Origin of the sequence: Dactylosporangium cerinum (assembly GCF_042653625.1) — a bacterium.
Lineage (GTDB): Bacteria > Actinomycetota > Actinomycetes > Mycobacteriales > Micromonosporaceae > Dactylosporangium > Dactylosporangium cerinum.
Genome location: NZ_JBHSIU010000003.1, coordinates 61,923 through 82,599 on the forward strand (window position 1 = coordinate 61,923; position 20,677 = coordinate 82,599).

The 20,677-nt window shown below is 69.3% G+C and carries 15 protein-coding genes; 4 read left to right on the forward strand and 11 right to left on the reverse strand.

Translation table 11 applies throughout. From position 1 onward, the window contains the following. Positions 1-26 precede the first annotated feature (26 nt). Entirely contained in the window at positions 27-5,270 is a 5,244-nt protein-coding gene (locus ACFPIJ_RS00765) for a hypothetical protein (RefSeq protein ID WP_380112556.1), read from the reverse strand. 602 nt (positions 5,271-5,872) lie between these two features. Between ACFPIJ_RS00765 and ACFPIJ_RS00770 the strand changes: the two genes are divergently transcribed. Continuing rightward, positions 5,873-8,128, forward strand: coding sequence for a S8 family serine peptidase (locus ACFPIJ_RS00770; protein WP_380112557.1), 2,256 nt, complete (start codon positions 5,873-5,875; stop codon positions 8,126-8,128). A 30-nt stretch (positions 8,129-8,158) separates the two neighbouring features. Here ACFPIJ_RS00770 and ACFPIJ_RS00775 read toward each other — a convergent pair whose 3' ends face one another. The 4 genes from ACFPIJ_RS00775 to ACFPIJ_RS00790 form a co-directional block, all read right to left on the reverse strand. Next, on the reverse strand, positions 8,159-9,829 hold the full coding sequence (locus tag ACFPIJ_RS00775) for a copper resistance CopC/CopD family protein (RefSeq protein ID WP_380112558.1): 1,671 nt from the start codon (positions 9,827-9,829) through the stop codon (positions 8,159-8,161). 19 nt (positions 9,830-9,848) lie between these two features. Beyond that, positions 9,849-9,992, reverse strand: a complete 144-nt coding sequence (locus tag ACFPIJ_RS00780; RefSeq protein WP_380112559.1) for a hypothetical protein — start codon at positions 9,990-9,992, stop codon at positions 9,849-9,851. A 240-nt stretch (positions 9,993-10,232) separates the two neighbouring features. Then, a complete protein-coding gene (locus tag ACFPIJ_RS00785; RefSeq protein WP_380112560.1) occupies positions 10,233-11,258 on the reverse strand; it encodes a sensor histidine kinase in 1,026 nt (341 codons plus the stop codon). 67 nt (positions 11,259-11,325) lie between these two features. Then, positions 11,326-11,973: a response regulator transcription factor gene (locus ACFPIJ_RS00790; RefSeq protein WP_380112561.1), complete on the reverse strand. Its 648-nt coding sequence runs from the start codon at positions 11,971-11,973 to the stop codon at positions 11,326-11,328. A gap of 287 nt (positions 11,974-12,260) precedes the next feature. On the opposite strand from ACFPIJ_RS00790, the gene ACFPIJ_RS00795 reads away from it, so the two are divergent. Then, positions 12,261-12,437 (forward strand): hypothetical protein, encoded by a 177-nt coding sequence (locus ACFPIJ_RS00795; protein WP_380112562.1) that lies wholly within the window; start codon positions 12,261-12,263, stop codon positions 12,435-12,437. Positions 12,438-12,555: 118 nt separating this feature from the next. Here ACFPIJ_RS00795 and ACFPIJ_RS00800 read toward each other — a convergent pair whose 3' ends face one another. The 6 genes from ACFPIJ_RS00800 to ACFPIJ_RS00825 form a co-directional block, all read right to left on the reverse strand. Further along, positions 12,556-13,110: a hypothetical protein gene (locus tag ACFPIJ_RS00800; RefSeq protein ID WP_380112563.1), complete on the reverse strand. Its 555-nt coding sequence runs from the start codon at positions 13,108-13,110 to the stop codon at positions 12,556-12,558. A gap of 617 nt (positions 13,111-13,727) precedes the next feature. Next, complete coding sequence (locus ACFPIJ_RS00805) at positions 13,728-14,513, reverse strand: oxygenase MpaB family protein (protein WP_380112564.1); 786 nt, start codon at positions 14,511-14,513, stop codon at positions 13,728-13,730. Between the two features lie 190 nt (positions 14,514-14,703). After that, positions 14,704-15,942 carry an ABC transporter permease gene (locus ACFPIJ_RS00810; RefSeq protein ID WP_380112565.1) on the reverse strand — a complete coding sequence of 413 codons (1,239 nt, stop codon included), beginning with the start codon at positions 15,940-15,942 and terminating at the stop codon, positions 14,704-14,706. Continuing rightward, positions 15,939-16,628, reverse strand: coding sequence for an ABC transporter ATP-binding protein (locus ACFPIJ_RS00815; RefSeq protein ID WP_380112566.1), 690 nt, complete (start codon positions 16,626-16,628; stop codon positions 15,939-15,941). The genes ACFPIJ_RS00810 and ACFPIJ_RS00815 overlap by 4 nt, the downstream gene beginning before the upstream one ends. Beyond that, entirely contained in the window at positions 16,625-17,668 is a 1,044-nt protein-coding gene (locus tag ACFPIJ_RS00820; protein ID WP_380112567.1) for a peptidoglycan-binding protein, read from the reverse strand. The genes ACFPIJ_RS00815 and ACFPIJ_RS00820 overlap by 4 nt, the downstream gene beginning before the upstream one ends. 212 nt (positions 17,669-17,880) lie before the next feature. Beyond that, positions 17,881-18,501: a hypothetical protein gene (locus tag ACFPIJ_RS00825; protein ID WP_380112568.1), complete on the reverse strand. Its 621-nt coding sequence runs from the start codon at positions 18,499-18,501 to the stop codon at positions 17,881-17,883. A 28-nt stretch (positions 18,502-18,529) separates the two neighbouring features. Here ACFPIJ_RS00825 and ACFPIJ_RS00830 point away from each other — a divergent pair, with 28 nt between their 5' ends. After that, the gene (locus tag ACFPIJ_RS00830; protein ID WP_380112569.1) at positions 18,530-19,990 is read left to right on the forward strand and encodes a histidine kinase; all 1,461 of its coding nucleotides are present in this window, start codon (positions 18,530-18,532) and stop codon (positions 19,988-19,990) included. Then, positions 19,977-20,588 (forward strand): response regulator, encoded by a 612-nt coding sequence (locus ACFPIJ_RS00835; RefSeq protein WP_380112570.1) that lies wholly within the window; start codon positions 19,977-19,979, stop codon positions 20,586-20,588. Before ACFPIJ_RS00830 ends, ACFPIJ_RS00835 begins: the two co-directional genes overlap by 14 nt. Positions 20,589-20,677: the final 89 nt, after the last annotated feature.

Sequence of the window (20,677 nt, forward strand, 5' to 3'; positions counted from 1 at the left end):
TGGTCTCCTCAACGAACTCGCGCCTATTAGGGCAGGGTTACCGATATCCCAGGTACTTCGTCCGCGCCGAGATCCCACGGCGTGTTGGAACGGCTCGTCCGCAGTGTTGGACGGGCGTTCCCGTCGATGTCCCCGGGAATCCCGGTCGGCGCCGCGACCGCAGCCGCGCCGCACGCGGTGAGGTTCGCCGGGACCGGAGTGTTCGAGCAGCGCACGCCGCCGTCAATCGCCGGCGAGATGGGCAGGATGTGGTAGTTGCTGGTGAGCCCGACCGGTGGGTCCCCACCGGTGATGGTGACCGCCGCCGTCTGCGGGTCGAGCCGCGACCCGGACACCGTGAGCTCCGCGGTCACCCCGATCGGGTTCAAGAACAGCGGGTCCACGCTGATGTTGCCCTGGTTCGCCGGCGGGGCATGCAACACGCCGTCCGGACCCAGCATGGTGCTGCCGGCCGTCAGGTCGGAGTAGCGCGGGGTGAAGGTGTCCGCGTTGTTCGTGGTCCCATGGATCTCGAACTCGATGGTGCCGTGTGAGACCAGCGCCGCGCCCGGGCCGGGTTGGCTCAGGGTGTACGCGGTGTTGGTCCAGAAGATGTTGTTGAACAGCGCCACCGGGTTGGAGAAGTCCGGGCGGGTGGCCGCGTTCGGGTACTGCGTGATGTACCGCGGGTCGGTCTGCCACAGCGTCGGGTCGTTGGCCTCGGACGCCAGGGCGGCCGAGTGCGGCTTACCGTCCGAGGTCTCCGACGAACTGGTGGAGACGTTGTTGGCGATGGTGTTGTTGACGATGGCCACCTTGGACGAGTCGTCGAGCGTGATGGCCCCGCCGAGGTCGGCCGCCCCGTTGTCGGCGATGATGTTGTTCCGGATGTTGATGGGTTGGTCGAGTGCGTCGAGCACGAAGATCCCGCCGCCGTCGTCGCCGCTGTAGTTTCCGGCCAGCACGTTGCGGTCGACGTCGACGTTCCCGGAGCCGTCGCCCAGGCTGGCGCCACCGACGGGCAGCTGCGTCTGGATCGAGATGCCGGCGCCCGAGTCGACCGCGTCGTTGTAGTAGATCTGGTTGTCGTGGATGCGGCCGCCGGGGCTGAAGCCCCAGTGGGAGATGCCGGCGCCGTACTCCACTCCGAAGTTCGAGCACACGATGCTGTTCGCGACCTCGTAGGCGTTGGAGCCGTAGAAGATGCCGAGGCCGCCGGAGCGGGTCAGGCCGCCGTTGCCGATCAGGCGGTCGTTGGCGACCTTGACGTTGTAGTTGTGGGCGCCGACATGGTTGCTGACGCCGGTGGCCGGGTTGGTGTCGCTGTAGGGCGCGCCGATCGCGATGCCGCCGGCGAAGATCCCGGCATTGTTCTCCAGCACGTTGTTGGTGAGCTGGGTGTTGTTGGCGTAGGCCTGCAGTTGGATGCCGCCGGCCCCCTCGCCCTGCCCGGTCATCAGGGCCAGTCCGTCGATGCGTGCCTGGGCGAAGGTGGCGGTGATGCCGGTGCCCAGGTCGTAGGCGCCGGTGGACTGTGCGAGCACGGTCACGTCGGCGCCCCGCAGCACCGGGTGATTCGCGTCCACGCCCGCGTACGGCCCGTGCGCGGCCACTGTCGCGTCGAAGGTCGCGGCGTTCTCGGCAAAGTAGCGACCGTCGATGACCGAACCGACGACGTGGAACCGCGGGTCCTCGGGGTCGCGGGCCTGGAGCTCGTGGGCGCCGATGATCCCGCCCGCGCCGAGACCCTGAATCTTCAGCGGCTTCCAGACGACGACATTCTCGTTGTAGACACCGGGTGACAGCACGAGCAGGCTGCCGGCCGGCGCAGTGTTGATCGCAATCTGGAGGGCGTGCGCGTTGGTCCCGGTAATGGTCGGTGCCGGTACGTTGACCACCGGCGGGTTGTAGGTGACCGTGTTCGAGCCGGTGCCGTTGGAACCCAGCACGTGCAGGGTGATCCCGTTGACGCTGGGCACCCCGCCGTTCACGTTCGCCGTGGTGATCGTGAGCTGCTTCGGACCCGGCCGGAAGGTAGTGGACAGTGCGGGCACATTGAGGACGATGGTGTCCGGCGTGGTCGCGTTTCCGGGAGTCCAGCTGACGATGCCGCCGTTGCCCCGGGTCAGCGTCTGGACCTGGCCGTCCCGGTCGTCGGTCAGGGTTGCCCGCACGCCGGTGGCGTCGGTGGCGGTGCCGGTGGTGCCGATGAAGTCGCCCTGGATGGTGACCTGCCGGCTGCCGGTCGCGGGCACCACCGGGGTCGAGACCTGCAACACCTCGGGGCGCGCGGGGACTGCTGGGTCCTCGCAGCCGGTGCCGGAGATCGGGTCGAGCGGCGTGTCGAGCTGGTCGGTCAGACCCGGCCAGACGTCCCAGGCCGCCGTAGCGGTCAGCAGGTTGGGGTTGTAGCCGGGGTTGGGGGCGGCCTTGGTGCCCGGGTCGTCCACCTTGACCAGGTACATGCCCGGGCAGGGTCCCTGCGGGATCGGGCAGTTGAACGTCTCGGTCGACGGCAGCAGCACCTCGTACGTGCCTTCCGGGCTGGTCCACACCGTGGTGAGCAGGCGCCAGTTGTCGGGGCCGAACGGGGCGTTGACGTTCGGCACGGTGTCCACCCGAGCGTAGATCCCGACCGGGATGCCGCCGATCGGCCGCGGCTCGCCGTACCACATCGACTTCGGGTCGCGCTCGAAGTAGATGTCGTTGGAGACCAGGCCGATGATCCGGCCGGGCTCCGCGACGTCCCCGACCCTCGTGTCGCTGGCGTTGGTGCCGTTGGGGTCGGTGTTGAAGTTCGTCATCATGTGGAAGTCGGCGTTGGCGTTGTTCTGGCCGCCGGCGGTCGTGTTCAAGACCACCAGTCGCTTGTCGCACAGGGGGGCGTGGGCGCCGGCGACACCGAAGTAGTTGCTGCGCTGCACCAGCGTCGACTGGTCGATGACGTGGTCGTCCCCGGTGCAGGGGGGCGGCGGGATGGCGGGCGTGAACCTGTTACCGAGGTCGACGTTGACGTCCTCCTCCTTCACCGGACGGTACAGGCATCCCAGCCCGTCGCCGGGGACGGCGCCCTTCGCGGAGCTCACGTTCTTGTAGCCGGAGGTGTTCGCCGGATTGCAGGCACGCGTGTCGGTCGTGTCCTTCGGCATGATCACGTGCGTGATATAGGTCCCGGCGACGAGCGGGTGCGCACCCGGATCGGAGCCGTCCCCGCACAGCCCGGTCGCCCTGTTGAAGTAACCGTTCGCCTGGGGGCAGTAGTCGGCGAAGGCGTAGCCGCCATCGAATGCGCCGTCCTTTGTCTGCTCACCCACGATCGGCGTCTCCAGGCAGTTCGGCCCGACCTGCGGGTTGAGGGTGGTGATGGGCGCGCCGGTGTGGTCGGTCACCGCGCAGCCCTGGGGTGGATTCTGGGCGGCGTTCGGGTGCTGCCAGTGGTCGGTCACGTACTCGTTGAGGATGACGTCGTCGGCCGTGTTCGGCTGCCCGTCCGGGCCGGGGCCCTCCAGGTACACCGTGACATCAGGGATGGCCGGCTCGTAGTCCTCGTGCGCCTGGAACCGCGCGTCGAACTCGTTGCGCGTCGTCGCGAAGTAGGTGATGCCGACGATCTGGCCGACCGTTCCCGCTGGATAGTCGTGCTTGCCGAAGTCGACCGTGGCGCGGTGGCCCTCGGTGAGGAGCTGGTTGGACAGCAGGCCGCCGCCCTGGTCGGTGGGAACGCACGGATTGGCCGGAACAGCGGGAGGAACCACCGCGCAGGACGGCGTCACCGCGCCCGTGTGCTCGTCGTGCGTTGACGGGCCGGGGTAGGCCGAGAAGCGGGCGAAGCCCTGCTCGTTGATGATCCACTTGCCGAGCGGGCCGCCCTCGGCGGTCGGGTACTCGTAGTGCCCGGCCGGGTCGGTGAAGGTGGCCTCCTTGATCGATCCGTCCCGCCACCGCTGATCCATGTCGGTGTTGGCGATGGTCGGCTCGCCGGGATCCATCTTCCCGTTGTTGTTCACGTCCTTGTAGACGGTGCCGTCCAGCCAGCCGAACCAGCGCGACACGCCCACGCCGACCTTGCCGTCGGGATCCGCGTCGCGGACCTCGACGGTCCGGCCGGCGGCCACGGTGACCGGCAGGGTTCGCATGATGTAGCTGAGCTGCTCGTCCCAGATGGCCATGTTGTACGTGCCGGCCGGCACGTTCTGGATGTCGAAGTTGCCCTGCTCGTCGCCCCGGCCGATGAAGACGGTGCGGTCGGTCGTGCTGTCGCTCAGCGCGACGAACGGGTTCTGCACAGGCTCGCCCAGGGTGAGCACGTCGAACGGCGGCCAACCCTGCCAGTTGCGGGCCGTGCCGGTGATCTCGCCCGTTCCCGTGTTGGCGAATGGCGTCGGCGCGCAGACGAAGCCGAACCAGTACGCGGTGCGGTTGGTCGGTGGCTCCCACAACTGCTCGCCCGGCGCGCCCGTGCCGTCGCTACCTTCCTCGACACCAGCCTGCAACTGCAGGCCGCCGTCGATGGTCGTGGTCTGGTACCACTGGCTGTTGGGGTCGCTGTTGCAGGGCCCCTCCGGCGGATGCACGTCGATGAAGTAGGTGGCCGGTCCGAGGTCGTTGATGGTGACCAGCCCGTCGGCGGCCGTCAGGCATTGGCCGCCGCACAGCGGGTTGTTGTTGTAGTCGACCGTGACCGCGCTCTTGGTCTGCTCCTCCAGCCCGACCCTGAAGCCCTGCAGCGCGCCCTCTTCGGTGTCCGGGGCGCCGTTGGTCCAGGCGTTGTCCTGGAACACGAAGACCCGGATCTTGCCGAGCGGCAGCGGGTGGGCATCGCTCTGCTCGGTGAGGTCGATCTGCGCGTTGAGGGTGCCGTCAGCGGCGGCGTCGTCGGGCAGGGTGATGTGCTTGCCCCACATCTTGTGGTCCTGCGCACGGACCGAGATCAGGTACCGTCCGGCGGGCAGATTGACGGTCTTGCGTCCCTCGTTGCCTTCGCGCACGATCGGGCTGTTGCTCTCGGTCGTCACGTACTTCGGGAACGGGTCCTTCGGCTGGCGCGTCGCAGGGTTGACGAAGCGCGTGTTGTCGACGTTGATGATGTAGTTGAAGTGCGGCAGTGCGGTGTGTGACGTGAAGTCGCGCGCGTCCACCGTGACCGCGCAGCCGGCGGCCGGACATGAAGTGGCCGCTTGCGCCTGAGGTACGAGCACGGCGAGTGCCACGACGGGCGGGAGCAGACCGCCGACGAGGACCAGGACCGCCCCGCGGGCGGCGAGGTTGCGGCGGATTCTGTCGAGTCGCATCCTCGGCGGAAGGAGGACCGGTCCGGACAGCGGATGCAAACGGCTCAGCCGGCGAGCGATCGGTTTCGCCGACCCCGTGATGGACTGGCCTGGAGTCCACGCTGCCCAGGCTCTCCGCAGCGCGTCCATGATCGTGTGGCTCGACCGGTCCCAGCGCATCGGCTTCACCTCTCCACGCGCGATGCCTCGGCAGGTGCGCCCTGCATCACGGCGAGTATTCGCCGGGAACTGTCCGCGCAGCCCGTTCATGACGGGTCTGTCATGCGTGTGTCACGGTGCGGTCATCTTCGCGGCGGGCACCGGCCCGATCGGGCCGCACCCTGAGCGCCGTCGCTCCGGGAGTTCCGCCTCTTCGCGGATCGATGCAACACGTCGGCCAGGTCTCGAGCGGGTAGCGCTCCGGCCGGTTGCCGACGGCGCATGACCACCACGTGACAGTCATATGACGGTCTCGTCATGTGACTGGACCCGGCGATCCGTTTCGTCCTACGTTCCGGCTCGGTTCGCAGTCGGCTCTGGTGGCTGCTGTCAGCCCGACGGCGCCGCCGCCGTGCCGGCACCCCGGCCACGCCTGCCGAGGAGAACGAGCTGGAGGGTGTCCGATGAAGCGTGCGATCCTGGTCGTCACCGTCGCGCTTGCGATGATTCTGGTGAACAGTTCGGGGCCTGCCTCGGCCGGCCGGCCGGCCACGCGGCCGCAGCAACTCGTGCAGGCCATCGTGGTACTCACGGCGCAGGTCGACCCGAGCACCATCAAAGCCCCGAACCGCCGACAGCGCGGCGCCGCCCTGGAACGGGCACTGCACGCCACGGCGGACACCACGCAAAAGGGCGTCCTTGCGCTACTACGCAAGCGGCAGGCGCAGGGACTCGTCACCACGATCGATCCATTGTGGATCGTCAACGGAGTCAGCGTGACGGCCGCCCCGTCAGTCATCCGGGAACTGGCCACCCGCCCTGACGTCCGCAGGATCGATCCTGATCTCGCCATCCCGGCACCCATCACGCCCAGGTCGACGGCCACGACCGAACTCAGCCCGGCGCCCCCCGAGCCGAACGTGGCGCTCGTCAACGCTCCGGCGCTGTGGAACCTCGGGTTCCGCGGCCAGGGGGTCGTGGTGGCGAGCATGGACACCGGGGTCGACGGCAGTCATCCCGACCTGGCCGGTCGCTGGCGGGGCGGCAGCAACAGCTGGTACGACCCGTATGGTCAGCACCCGACGGTGCCCACTGACGTCAACGGCCACGGCACCGCGACGATGGGCGTCATGGTCGGCGGCGACGCCGGGGGTACCTCGATCGGCATGGCGCCAGACGCCCGGTGGATCGCCGTGAAGATATTCAACGACCGCGGTGCCGCCACCTCGACCGCCATTCACCGCGGCTTCCAGTGGCTGCTGGACCCCGACGGCAACCCGGACACCGCCGACGCAGCCGACGTGGTCAACGATTCGTGGACGCTGTCCATGGGCGGCTGCAACCTCGACTTCCAGCCCGACCTGGCCATGCTGCGGGCGGCCGGGATCCTGCCGGTGTTCTCCGCCGGCAACTACGGCCCCGCCACGGGCACGGTTTTCAGCCCGGCCAACAACCCGCAGGCATTCGCGGTCGGCGCCACCGACAACACGGACGTCATCGACCCGTCGAGCAGCCGCGGGCCGTCGGCCTGTGGCCAGCCGATCGTGCCGCGCGCGGTCGCGCCCGGCGTCAGTGTGCGGACCACCGACCTCTACGGCCTGTACACCGTTGCATCCGGTACGTCGCTGGCTGCGCCGCACGTCGCCGGGGCGCTGGCCCTGCTGCTGAGCGCGTTTCCGGACCTGTCCGCCGACCGGCAGGCCGCCGCGCTGGAGGGCGGCGCCATGGACCTCGGCCCGAGCGGCCCGGACAACGACTACGGCTACGGCCGGCTGGACGCCTTAGCCGCGTACCGGTGGCTGACGATGCCCGATTTCACGGTGTCGGCATCCCCCTCGACGGCGACCACGACACCCGGCGGAACCGCCACGTACACCGTTTCCGTCGCGGGTGTGAACGGCTTCACCGACGCCGTCACACTCAGCCTCGCCGGGCTCTCCGCCGCGCAGGCCACGTGGAGCTTCACCCCACCGGTCGTCTCCGGTGGCAGCGGCAGCGGCCGGCTCGACGTGACCACGACGGCCGGCCTCGCACCGGGTTCGTACCCGCTCACGCTGACCGGCACGAACGGCTCGACCAGCCGCAGTGCGTATGCCACCCTCGTGGTCCCCGCGCCACCGGACTTCACCGTGGCCGCCGCCCCCGCTTCGAGGACGGTGCCAGCCGGCGACACCACCACATACACCGTGACGGTCGGCACCCTCAACGGCTTCACCGGCAACGTTGCGCTGTCCCTCACCGGCCTGCCGGGCAGCGTGGGCTCGTCAGCGTTCAACCCGACGTCCGTCGCCGGCGTGGGCAGTTCCCAGCTGACCATCACGACGCCGGCGACGGCGCCGCCCGGCACCTATCCGCTCGTGGTCACCGGCACGAGCGGTTCTCTCAGCCACACCGCCACGGTCATGCTCACCGTTACCGCGCGGGACTTCACGCTCAGCGCGAGTCCGTCCACGGTCACGGTCTCGCGCGGCCAGACCGCCTCGTACACAGTTTCGGTCGGGTCCGTGGGTGGCTTTACCGGCAGCGTGTCGCTTTCGGTGACGGGTCTGCCGGCCGGCGCGTCCGCGACCTTCAGCACGAACCCGGTCGGTACACCGGGTAGCTCGACGCTGCGGGTGCGCACCACGTCGTCGACCCCGCGCGCCGCCTTCACCATCCGCGTGATCGGGACCGCCGGAGCGTTGGTACACCAGGTCCCGGTGACCTTGACGGTCCGTTGACGTTCTCTCCGCCCTGACTTGGAACGGCTGTCAAGTGTGAATGCCATGATCCTGTCGATCCCTGCGCGCTGACGCTGCGACTGCCAGATCGACCTGCGACGCGGCCCGCGCCGAGCCGCGGAACGGACCCGTCGCCCACCCGGCGACAACCAGCAACAGCACGGCCAGCACGTCCAGCAACGGCGCGAGTGGCAGACCACGGTCCGGACCGGCGGCGGGGAGTTGCAGCGGTACGCGCAGCAGCTCGCCTGCGCGCATCAGCTCGACGGTGACCGGACCGCCGTCGAATCCGGCTCCCACGAATCCGACGCCGGCGAACCGGTTGGCGTCAACGGGCCGCAGCGCGACCGCCCGGCCGGCGACCCGGAGTGTGACCGCGTCGACCGGAGCCGGCGGGGGACGCCGGCTGCTCGTGACGGTCAGGTCGAACGCGACGGTGTCCGCACCGGCCGGGGTCGCCGACACGGTTGCCAGCAGATCCCTGGCAGAAGCTGTCGACGTGGTTGTGGCCGCGGCGCGCTGGGCGACCGGCGGCGGGGTGAGCCCGAGCACGCCGGCGAGCAGCAGCATGGCTGTCAGGCCGACCAACGTCTCCCGACCGAGCGGCCGTCGCAGGCGAAGCGCGAGCGCGACCACGGCCAGCGTCAGCGTCCACTTGAACGCGACCAGTTGGCCGTAACGGGTGCCGAACAGCTCACCGACCACGGGCACCTGCAGCCCCGCCTGGATCAGTCCGCTCACCACGACCAGCCCGAAGCTGACCGCCGTCAGGCGCACGAGCGGGGCCGTCAGCCCGGGCAGTGCACGGGTTCCAGCGACGCCGACCACCCCGGCGAGCGCGAACGCGACCCCCAGCCAGACCGTGCCAGCGAGGATGTGCGCCGTCGCGGCGACGACCGCGAACCCGCGCAGGCCCGCTACGGCGGATGTGTGGCTCGCGAGAGCGTGGCACATTCCGGCGACGAGTGCGGCGCCTGTGACGCCGGCCCACCATCGGCGACGGCTGTCCCGGCGTAGCTGGAGGGCGAGCAGCAGCAGGGCGACGAAGGCCACTTCGACGCCGGTCCAGCGCCATCCCCACGTGGTCTCGGTGACGAGCTGCCACAGCCCGGCGGTTCCGCGCAGGCGCTCGTCGTTGAGCCGCACCAGGCCGAACAGCGCCCCGCCGGCGGCGCATCGGGCGGCGAGGGTCAGGGCCCGCCGGTACGTGGACGCCAGCCGCGGGTCGGTGCCGGCGGCGGGTTGCCGCCGTACCACACCGGCGAGGGTGATGCCGCCGAGCGTTCCGGCGAGCACGGCGAGGCCCACCCACCGAGCCACCAGGCCCTCTGGCGTGACCGTGCCGGCCTCCGCGGCCGTGCCCGCCGTGTCGACGCTGAAGACGAGCAGCCCGCTCGCCGGATGAGAGTCGGCGGCGGTACGGGCCTGCCACAGCACGGTGTAGGTGCCGTCGCCCAGCGGCGGCAGCGCCAGCCGGAGTTCCGGGCCGACGACACGCACTGACACCCCGGTCACGGCACCAGCTTGCGCGTCGAAGACCTGCGCGGTGCACGCCGGCGCGGCAAGCGCCCCCTCGAACCGGAGCGTCACCGCACTCGGCGCCCGTGGCAGCACCGCCCCCGGCTGCGGGTCGGAGCCGATCAGGACGGTATGCGCGGCCGCCGGGCTGCTGAACACGAGCACCGCCAGCAGCCCCAGCACGCTTCCCGATGCGAGGCGTCTACCTGGCCACAACATGTTCCACCTGCGCGTCACCGAGCAGGACGGTTACCACGGTCTCCTGGCGGACCCAGCCGCCCGGGTTCTCGAAGACCAGGTAGTAGGTGACGGCGGGCTTCATGGGGCCGCTGTGGGCATGGTTCATGTACAACTGGTTGATCACCAGCCCGGTCGCCTCGTCGACGATGGCCGGCGGTGTCGGGTCCGGGCCGCGAAGCGGCTACGGACCTCATGCAGCTCCGCTTCGATCGCCTTGGGCATTTGTCGCAGCATGTGGCGGATCTCGCGCATCGGTCGACCTCCCGGCGGCACCCGTCGAGGAGGGGGCCACCGAACGGACCATAGGGCGGATCCGATCGCTGCGCCCAAGTTCATGACACATCGGTCATGTGTTTGTCATAGAGCCGTCATCCGTTGAGCGTTTGAACAGTTGTCGAGCCGGCAACACGTCAGGTTCTGCCGATCGAACCTCCGGCGATTCCGGAGGGAACCACAAGGTGACGCAGCTGCCGACGCCGGGCTCACCACGCACCTCGACCCGCCCGCCCCACGACTCGACCACAGCCCTGGCGATCGCCAGTCCCAGCCCGGTGCCCGTGCTGCTGGGCAGCGGGCCAGTGGCGGCGGTCAGCGCCGCGGCCCGCTCGGGCGTCATTCCGGCACCGCTGTCGAGTACTTCGATCGTCCAGCCGTCGGCCCGGCGCGTGCCGACGATCTCGATCCGGTCACCATCGGCGGTGAACTTCTCCGCGTTCTCCAGCAGGCAGTCCAGCGCCGCCTCCAGCCGCTCGGGGACGATCCCCACCACCCCGACGTCGGAGCGGACCTTCCAGATCCGGTCCGCCGTCGGTACCCAGCGATGCAAGGTGCGCTTGAGCTCGGCGTCGATGTCGGCCGGCTGTCGTGCCGCGGCGGCGGTCATGAGCATGAGGGTCACCAGCCGGTACGTGATCCGAGACAGCTTGTCCAACTCGTCGAGAACGATCGCCGCGTCCTCGGCGACACCCGGACCGCTCGCACCGTCGCGGATCAGCTCCGCGTAACCCCGGGCCACCGTGATCGGGGTACGCAGCTCGTGTGACACGAGCCGGACGAGGATCTGCTGCGTGTCGGCCTGACGGCGCTCGTGCTCGGCCAGTTGCGCGAGCCGCGCGACGACCCGCTGGCGCACGTGGACGTGCCACACCATCACCCCGAACACCAGCATCATCAGCGGGACCTCGGTCGTCTCCTCCCAGCCGATCTCACCAGCGGCGGCGTGGTGGACCAGGATCGTTCCGGTGGTCGCGGCGACGCCGATCAGGACCGCCGCCATGCCGGCCGGATGCCAGGCGATGAACCCGTACACAATGGACAGGCCGATCCAGACCAGGTGGAACGGGATCGTCTCCTTGCCCGGGAACAGATACATCAACACGACGTTGATCACCGACGCCACGGCCCAAGCGAGCAGGAGGCGCCGGCCGCGCCGCGAGCGGTCAGCCGGCCAGAAGTCGGTAACCGACACTGCGCACCGTCTCCACTCGCGCCGCGGTGCCGAGCTTGCCGCGCAGCCGGCGGACGCAGACGTCGACCACGTTGCTGCCGGGGTCGAACGAGAGGTGCCACACGTCGGCCAGCAGCTCCGACCGGCTGCACGCCTGCCCGGCTCGCTGCATCAGGTGGCGCAGCAGGAGGAACTCGCGCAACGACAGGTCGACCTGCCGCCCCGCGATCAGCACCCGGCGCTGTCGCACGTCGAGTTTGAGGGACCCGACGACGAGCCACTGCGCCTCGGCGGGGTTCGGCTCGCGGATGCGGGCGCGGACCCTCGCCATCAACTCGGCGAGGACAAACGGCTTCGACACGAAGTCGACCGCACCGGCGTCGAGACAGGCCACTCGCAAGCCGATCTCCATGATCGCGGAAACCACGATCACCCGTTGGCCAGGACGTTCCTCCACGACGCGGCTCAGGACTTCCGTGCCGTCCAGCCCGGGGAGCATCAGGTCCAGGAGCAAAAGATCAAACTGCCGATCGAGTGCGATCGTCAGTGCATCCGGGCCGTTGTACGCAAGGTCAACCGCATGGCCCTCAGTCTCCAGCGCGCGCGAGACGAGGCGTGCGATCCTCTTGTCGTCCTCCACGACCAGGACCCGTCCCACGGAAACCCCCGTCGGCGAAATGAATTCCTCGAGATCGGCTATTCACGCGGACCGTATCCACAATCCGTGATCGAACCAATACCCCGATCGTGGGTATGACTCTCTTTTCGGCCGAACGGCCAAGCCGTTCCGCCACTCGGCCAGCCTGTCTTGGGGCTTTTATCACTAAAGATGGCAGTCTGGCCTGTAGGGCCCGTAAATTCGGTTCGGTGGCTGTGACGTGCGGTTTTGTGCGCGGTCCCAGGAACGTCGCGGTGACGATCTAGGCCATGGCAGCCTCGCTGGTTTACCTGCTCCTGCGCCAGATGCTGACCCGCACCACCCGCGGCGGATCGGTAGGCGTCCGGTCCGCCTGGGGCTGGAAGTGGAAGGCCGAGGCTGTGTCGGCGGCGAGCAGTTCCGGCCGTACCATGCGGTTCCGCCGCGGCGCCTGCGGCACCCGCTGATGGAGCTGGCAAACGTGGTCCTGGCCGCATCCAGCCGCCCGGTGCGACGTTGCTCGACGTGACGACCGCCCGGCGCCGGGCACCGGTCCCCGGGTGGACCGGCGCCCGGCGGAAGCCGTCACTGCTCCAGGATCTCCCAGGCCTTCGGGACCCAGATCCAGTGGTCGTTCACGTACACCAGGCCCTCGTAGGCGCGGCCCGTGTCCTCGCCCGGCTCGGTGTATTTCCAGCGGTACACCGTGAGGCCTGGGCGCAGATGGGTGCCGAGCTTCTTGTAGCCGCCCGGGAAGTCGCGCTCCACGGCCGGGGTCCACTTGCGGATGTCATCGGTCGTGGCCTGGTACAGCTTGAGGTCGGTCTGGGACGCCGAGCCGGCCAGCTCGACCTTCTCGCCGTTCCACAGTTTCGTCTTGTAGAACGACTCCGCCTTCGACGCCAGCTCGTCTGTGAACACCGCGGCGTAGTCGGCCGCTTTGGGCTGGAGGGTCTTCACTGTCTCCGCGCCGTCGGCCGCGCGCAGCGCCTCCATCAGGGCCTTCGCGCCCGTCTCGCCCTTCGGGAACGCGGCGGCCTTCGCGGTGATGGAGGCAGCCGGGGCGGGAGTGTCGGCGGCGGGGTCGCAGGCGGTCAGGGCGAGGACGAGTAGGGCCATGGGTAGCGCAAGACGCTTCATGTGAATGCTCCTTCGATGATCACGAAGGGCTCACGCTAACCGCGGGGGTCAAACCATGCTGGCGGGGTGTTTCCGCAGGTCGCGGTTGAGGTTGCCCGGCCCCGGGAGATGATTCGGTCACATAGCCGACACGCCGCCGATAGGTGGCATCGACGCGAGAAGGAAGCGCCAATCAGCCAAGTGATTTCGCCTGCGAGATTGGGGCTCTGGCGCGAACTGTGTGATGGATGCCAGACCATGAATCGTTGCCCGAGAGCGCGATGCCGTCGGACGGCTGCTGTGCGAGGCCGTTGATCTGCGCGCCGGCGAGCGGGCTCTGGACGTGGCAACGGCAACGCCGCCCTGGCCGCGGGCCGACGAGGTGCTACCCGGCGAGGACGAGGTCTGGCATGCGCGGCTACTGGAGCAGTCGGTGGTGGTACCGGGGCCGGTCACCCATCGCCTGGGCGCAGCCGCCCCGGGCCGCTGGCGTGCATTTGGTGATGGGGGTCAACGAACGCGAGGAGCACGGCGGCACGGTCTACAGGGTCCTGTACTTCGACGCCGGCGGCCGGCTGCTCGGTAAGCACCGCAAGCTCGTGCCGACTCACGCTGAGCGGCTGGTGTGGGGCGAGCGGTCAGTGGAGGTGCCCGCGTCTGGTCCGTGGTGTCGTCGGTGTGAGCCGTGGCGGGAGCAGTCGCACGAGGCGACGCCGCAGCCGCAGCGCTTTCGACAGGGTGAAGGTCACCGCGGCGGCCGGCGTGGACAGGCCCGCGGCGGTGCGCACGTCGGGGTCGAGCAGCGCCGACACCATGGGCCGGACCAGCGGGCGCAGCAGCAGAGGTACTCGGCTGCGCGCCATGGCCAGGGTCCGCTCGCTGCACAGTCGCCCGGCGTCGGTCGGGGCGAACCCGGCCTCGCAGCCGGCAAGGTAGGCGGCCAGCGCATCGTACGTGCGGGGCAGGTTGCGCACGCCGATACGGCGGCCCAGCTCGGCGTAGAACGTGACCAGCGCGGTCCGTTCCCCGTCAGTGGCCGGCCGCCAGCCATACCGGTCGAGCCAGCGCACCAGCGTCACTGCCAGCGCGGCGAGCGCAAACCTGTTGTCCGCGGCGGTCACCGGCGTACCGCGGTGGCTGCGGTTGACGAAGCGCAGGATATCGCGTCCGCGCGGCGCGTCGAAGCCGTGCTCGACCAGGTCGCCGAACGTCAGCGAGGTGACCTCGGCCCGGGTGAACAGCGCATCGGTGCTGCCGACGACCGCGGCGACCGGCGGGTTGGCGTACAGGTGCCAGATCATCAGCCGACCGGCCATCCGCACGTCCCAGGGGAACTCGTGGAACATCAGCAGTCGGACGATCTCGGCGTAGTCGCGCACCGGATCGAGCCCAGCGATGCGGTCCCGAATAGCAAAGCGGCGCATTCCGCCGAGGATAGGTACGCCTCCAAACGCGCGTCGCTACAACGGTCACGGCGCTGTTGCGCTTGGAAATCGGAGGACGCGTTGGAGCGAGTACGGCCGGTCTTCAGAATTCACCGGTCCTCGCGTTGTGGCTTGCGTTATCCGATTACGGTCAATCCGGCAGCTGTCAACCACCCGCTGCCTCGGGTACTCATGTGGTGGCCAGGGCTTCGGTGGGGGCGAGGCGGGCGGCGCGCCAGGCTGGGTAGAGGCCGGCGATGCCGCCGATGATGAGGGTGGCTGCGACGCCGCCGACACTGGCCCAGGCCGGTACCACGGACGGCCAGCCCTGGTAGTAGGAGGCGTAGGCGATGGTGACGGCGATGCCCAGCAGTACGCCGCCGACGCCGCCGAGCGCGGAGAGCAGGAGCGATTCGGCCAGGAACTGCAGGCGGATCTGGCCGCGGGTGGCGCCGAGCGAGCGGCGTAGTCCGATCTCGGCGCGCCGTTCGAGTACCGAGATCACCATGGTGTTGGCGACCCCGACCCCGCCGACGAGGAGCGCCACCGCGCCCAGGCCGAGCAGCAGCGCGTTCAGCGTGGTGTTGGCGGCCTGCTTGGCGGCCAGTACGTCGGATGGCCGGGACACATTGACCTCGTCGGGGTGCTCCGGATTGGCGGTGCGGGCAAGCGCCGAGCGGACTGCGGCCACCACCTCGTTGGTGTCGCGGGTGCGGGTGTAGATGGTGGTGGGGTATCCGTCGAAGCCGAGTTTCGCCTGGGCGACCGGCCAGCCGACCAGTGCCGCGCTGTCCAGCTCGGGCGCCAGCGGCACCGGGTCGAGGATGCCGATCACGGTGAACCACTGGTCACCGAGCCAGACTTGCACGCTCGCCCCGGAGGCGCCGATGCCGAGCCGCCGCGCGGCCTGGTCGCCCAGGACGACGGTGGGGTACTGCTCGGCGGCGGTGTTGAGCCACGTTCCGTCGGCGACCGTGGCGCCGACGGTGGCCAGCAGATCGATGCGGGCCGCCTCGACGACGATGCTGCCGGTCTGCCCGGTGGGGATGTGGTCGTTGCGGTAGACGTTCAGGCCGGTGTCGCCGGTGGCGGTCACCGAGGTGACCGGTTCGATCCGTCCGATCATGGCGACCGCCTGGTTGGGCAGGTGCGACGGCTTACCGAACATCGACTGTCCGGGTGCTACCCGCAGGAGATTCGTGCCCAGCCTGGCCAGTTGCCGGTTGAGATCCTCCCGGCTGGACGTGGAGATGCCCACCACGGCGATCATCGCGGCGATGCCGATCGCGATGCCCAGCGCGGACAGGAACGCTCGCATCGGCCGGGTACGCAGCCCCGCGGCACCGACCCGGGCCACGTCCGGCAGGTTCAGCCTGGCCGGCGTCGGTTGTCCTCGACGCGGCGCCGGCGGATCGATGATCGCTGTCATAGTGAGGTCTCCGTCAGTGAGGAGTCGAGGACGATCTGGCCGTCGCGGGTCTCGATGCGCCGGGGCAGGCCGGCCGCGATGTCCCGGTCGTGGGTGATGATCACAACGGTGGTGCCGGCGCCGTTCAACTCGTGCAGCAGAGCCAGGACCCCGGCTCCGGCGGTCGAGTCGAGGTTCCCGGTCGGCTCGTCGGCCAGCAGCAGCACCGGATTGCCGACCACCGCGCGGGCGATGGCCACCCGTTGCCGCTCGCCCCCGGACAATTCATGTGGCCGGTGATCGAGGCGGTGGCTCAGCCCCACCCGATCCAGCGCGGCGGCCGCGCGGTGGCGCCGTTCGCGCATCCGGACACCGCTGTAGAGCAGGCCATCGGCCACGGCATCCAGCGCTGGCACGCCGTGGGCGAGGTGGAAGTGTTGGAAGACGAACCCGATGGTGTGTGCCCGCAGCGACGACAGCCCGCGGTCGGACAGCGTTGCCACTTCGTATCCATCGATGCGCAAGGTGCCCGACGACGGCCGGTCCAGGGTGCCGATCAGGTGCAGCATGGTGGACTTACCCGAGCCGGAGGGTCCGACCACGCCCACGAACTCGCCGTACCCGACACTCAGCGACGCCTCGTGCAGGGCGTTGACCCCGCCCGGGTAGGTCTTGGTGACTGTGTCGAGAACGATGACCTCGCTCATGCGGGCACCCCCACCATCGTGCCGGCGGCGATACCGTCGCCGGTGATCTCCACCCGCCCGTTGGCGAACATGCCGGTCTTCACCGGCACGTAGCGGGTGTCCGAGCCGGTGACCACCTGGACGCCGTACCCGCCCTCGGCGAGCGCGAGCAGCGCTTCGACGGGTACGACCAGCACGTCCGTGGCCTGACCGGAGATCAGCATCACCCCGACCGGTGCGTTGTCCAGGGTGCCCAACGCGTTCGGATCGGACAGCCCGACGATGACATCGATCGTGGTGCCTTTGTCATTGGTCGTAGCCGCAGTGCCGATCGCCTGCACCGTGCCGTCGACGACTTTCCCGTCCGGCAACGTGACCGTGACCGCGAGCCCGGTCTTGACCAGACTCTGCAGCCCAACATCCAGCGGGATCGTCACCACGCGGACCGTGGCCGCGTAGGTCAGCACATCACCGGTGGCCGGGCGGCCGAGACCTGCCTTGAGCGAGACGACCCGGATGGCGTCGGGCGCCATCGCCACCTGGCTGGGATCGACCGTGCCGGTCGTGGTCAGCCCGAGGTCGGCCTGCCATTTCTTGACCGCGGTCGCCGTCGCGGCGCTGTACTGGTCGTCCACGGTGAACCCGGTGTATCCCAACGCGGAGAGGTTCTGCTCCAGTTCTTTGACGTCCGTGCCGGTGAAACCGGCACTCAGCGAGCGATACAGCGGCAGCGTCCCGTAGATCAGCGGTACCGGTTTGTCGTCCACCTTGTACGCCGGCTTGCCCCGGCTCACCACACTGCCCGGATCCGGCAGCCAGGTGATCGTGCCCGAGGGGCCGGCACCACCCGCGCCGCCGCCAGCCGCGGTCGGCACGCTGAGCGCGCTCGTCGCGCCGTATCCCAGCGTGCCCGAGACCCGCTCGGTCTGGGTCAGCGTCGCCTTGGTTACCTGGGCGGTTGCCGGTGGCAGCTTGCTGCGCGCCGGTGTCGAGGGGCGCTTGCCGCCGATACCCCGCGCCGCCGCGCCCGCCGCCACCGCGATCACCGTGACGGCGACCACAACGGCCAGGGTCTTGCCGCGGCGCCGGCGCCGGTGCGCTGCCAGACCTGGTCCAGCCCGGTCACCCGCGCTTGCGACGGCGCCAACCCCACCGTCGTTGGCCGGTTCCGCGACCCGTTGGCCGTCCTGGATTGGACCCGTCAGGCCGACGTCCGCACCCCGGGTTTCCCGCAACCCACTTCCATAGGACGCCCCGCCAGGCGCGTCTCCACTCATTTGCCAGGCCCGCCGTTTTCAACGCCACCGGGAATCTTGTCCTTGCATGCCTCGCCGGCGGCCTTGGCCACCGCCTCATTCTGGTTCGCACCCTGGGGGCTACGGGGTCCGCCGTTCGGGTTCGGGTCGGGCATGTCGACGCCGTGGTCACGCATGCATTTCGCGTAGTCGCGCATCTGGGCGAGCTGTGTCGGGTCGATCGGGGGTGGGCCCTCACCGCCGTTCGGGTCCAATGATTTGCATGCCTCGATCGCGGCCTTGACCGTCGGTGAGTTCGGATCGAGGGACGCCCCAGGGCCTGGCGTGTTTCGGCCGACGCCGACACCGCCGCCGCCCACACCCGGGTCGGGCACGTCGACGCCGTGATCACGCATGCATTGCGCGAACTTGCGTCCCTGGTCCAACGGATCGGTCGAACCAGCCGCGGCTGCGCCGTTGCTGGGCTTGGCCGTGCCGCAGGCGGCAGCCGCACCCAACATGACAGTGAACAGAGTCACGGTTACGGCCAGCCAGATCGTTCCGGCTCGCCCCACCGGTTTCCCCGCACCGCCGCTGGCAAAGCCAGTTCCCGGGCGATTTTCATTGTGGCAGCCGTCATCAGATGCCGAACTAAACATTGATGCTCCTCAAATACAACCGCGTCCGATGCTTTTCCTGGCACGCGGGAACCGCGACAACCGTTGGGCGCCAACGGGCTACGACACAAAGCTAGGCACCATTGCGGCCGGCGGACAGATAGAAAATGTCACCAGAATCCGCGCCGGCCGTGCCGTCCGCTTAGGCCCGGCGCTACCGTTGACCCGGCCGATCATTTGGGAACGCATTCAGAGGCGGGTGAGGATGACGCCCCCACAGACACGAACCGTCAGGCGGGTGCGTGTTGTCGCCGGGCTCGGGCTGCTGCCGCTGCTCCTGTCGACAGTCGTAGAGTGGCGCGGCTCGTCTTCCGGCCTGGAGATCACGACCTCAAACCAGGCATGGACCCCGCTGGCGCCGGCCATCGTCGTCGCATCCGCAGCGCTGTACCTGGTGTACTGGCTGAAAGTCTGGCCGCACGAGCACGGTGCCCGAACCCCGATGCTGCTGCTTGCCGCGATGGCCACGCTGGCTGTCCTCGACGCGGTGATCTTCGGCCCGACCAACGACCTGTGGTTGTATGTGGCCATAGTGGCCGGGTGCGCGCTACCACCTCGCAGGGCGGTAGCTGCGGTCCTGCTCATCATCGTTGCGGCCACCGCCGCGACACTCCTCCCACTCAGCTCACGACCCGGCCAGGCAACGAGCACCGCCGACACGGGCTACACCGGCAGCCCCGTCACCCAGTCAACGACGGCCCGCGTCAACCTGCCCGGCCTGTCGGTCCGGCTCTCCGACCAACTGTCCGCGGCCACCGTCGCCGCCCTACCGCTGCTCATCGCCGGCCTGGGCACGATACTGGTCACGTTCCTGAGCCAGAACAACCGGCAACTGCGCGCCGCCCGGGTGTTGCAGGTCCAACTCGCCGCCCAGGAAGAACGCACCCGGGTGGCCCGCGACCTGCACGACACTCTCGGCCGCAGCCTGTCGCTGATGGCCGTCAAACTCCAGGTCGCCGAGCACCTGGTCACGACCGGCGACCCCGATGCAGGCGTCGAGGTGGGCGAGGTCCGGCGCCTTACCCTGCACGCCCTGCGCGACGTGCGCGACACGGTCAGTGGATATCGCCAACCCACCATCGTCGCCGAGCTCAGCGGCGCCAGCATCGCCCTGAACGCTGCGGGCATCACTTCGCACCTGCGCGACCACCACGGCGTACTCGCACCGGAGGTCGAAGCGGCCTGCGGCTGGATTATCCGAGAGGCCACCACCAACGTCCTCAAGCACAGCCGGGCCCGGAACTGCAGCATCGACCTCGAACGCGTCAACGGCTACATCATCGTGTCCGTCCTCGACGACGGGCCCACCTACCGGCCCAACGGCACCGGCTTCGGGCTGCAAGGGCTACGCGAACGCGTCGACGCCTTAGGTGGTGCGCTCCTCGCGCAACCCGCCTCACCCGGCCCAGGCTTCCAGCTTCGCGCGCGGATACCCGTCCACCCCACCATCACCGGCCATGTCACCGATTAGCGTCCTGCTCGCCGACGACCAGACCATGTTCCGCACCGCAGTACGCCGACTGCTGGAATGGGAAGGAGACATCCACGTCGCGGCCGAGGTCGCCGACGGCGACCAGATACTCGCCGCCGCCCTACGCGTGCGCCCCCACGTGGCTGTCATCGATATCGAAATGCCGCGACTCGACGGCCTGACCGCAGCCGCTCAACTCCATCAACAACTACCCGGATGCAAGATTCTCATCTCCACCACCTTCGGCCGCCCCGGCTTTCTCCAACGTGCACTCACCCACGGCGCCACCGGATTCGTCCTCAAAGACGCCCCCATCGACGAACTTGCCGCCGCCATCCGTAACTGCGCCGCTGGCGTCAAAGTCATCGACCCCGGACTGGCTGCCCAGGCGCACCGCCTCGGACCCAGCCCGCTCACCAACAGCGAAAGACAGATACTCGCCGCGGTGGCCACCGGAGCCAGCATCAGGGAAATCGCCCACGAACTCCACCTGTCCGAAGGCACCGTGCGCAACCGTGTTACCAGCGCCATCGACAAGACCGCCGCCCGCAACCGCGTCGACGCCATCCGCATCGCCCGTGACAACGGATGGCTCTGACCGGGATTCGCAGGCGGCCGTGCACCAGCACCCACACTCACGACGCGATTGGCTGCGGTCTGGCCGGCGCCAATCGCGTACCGACACGC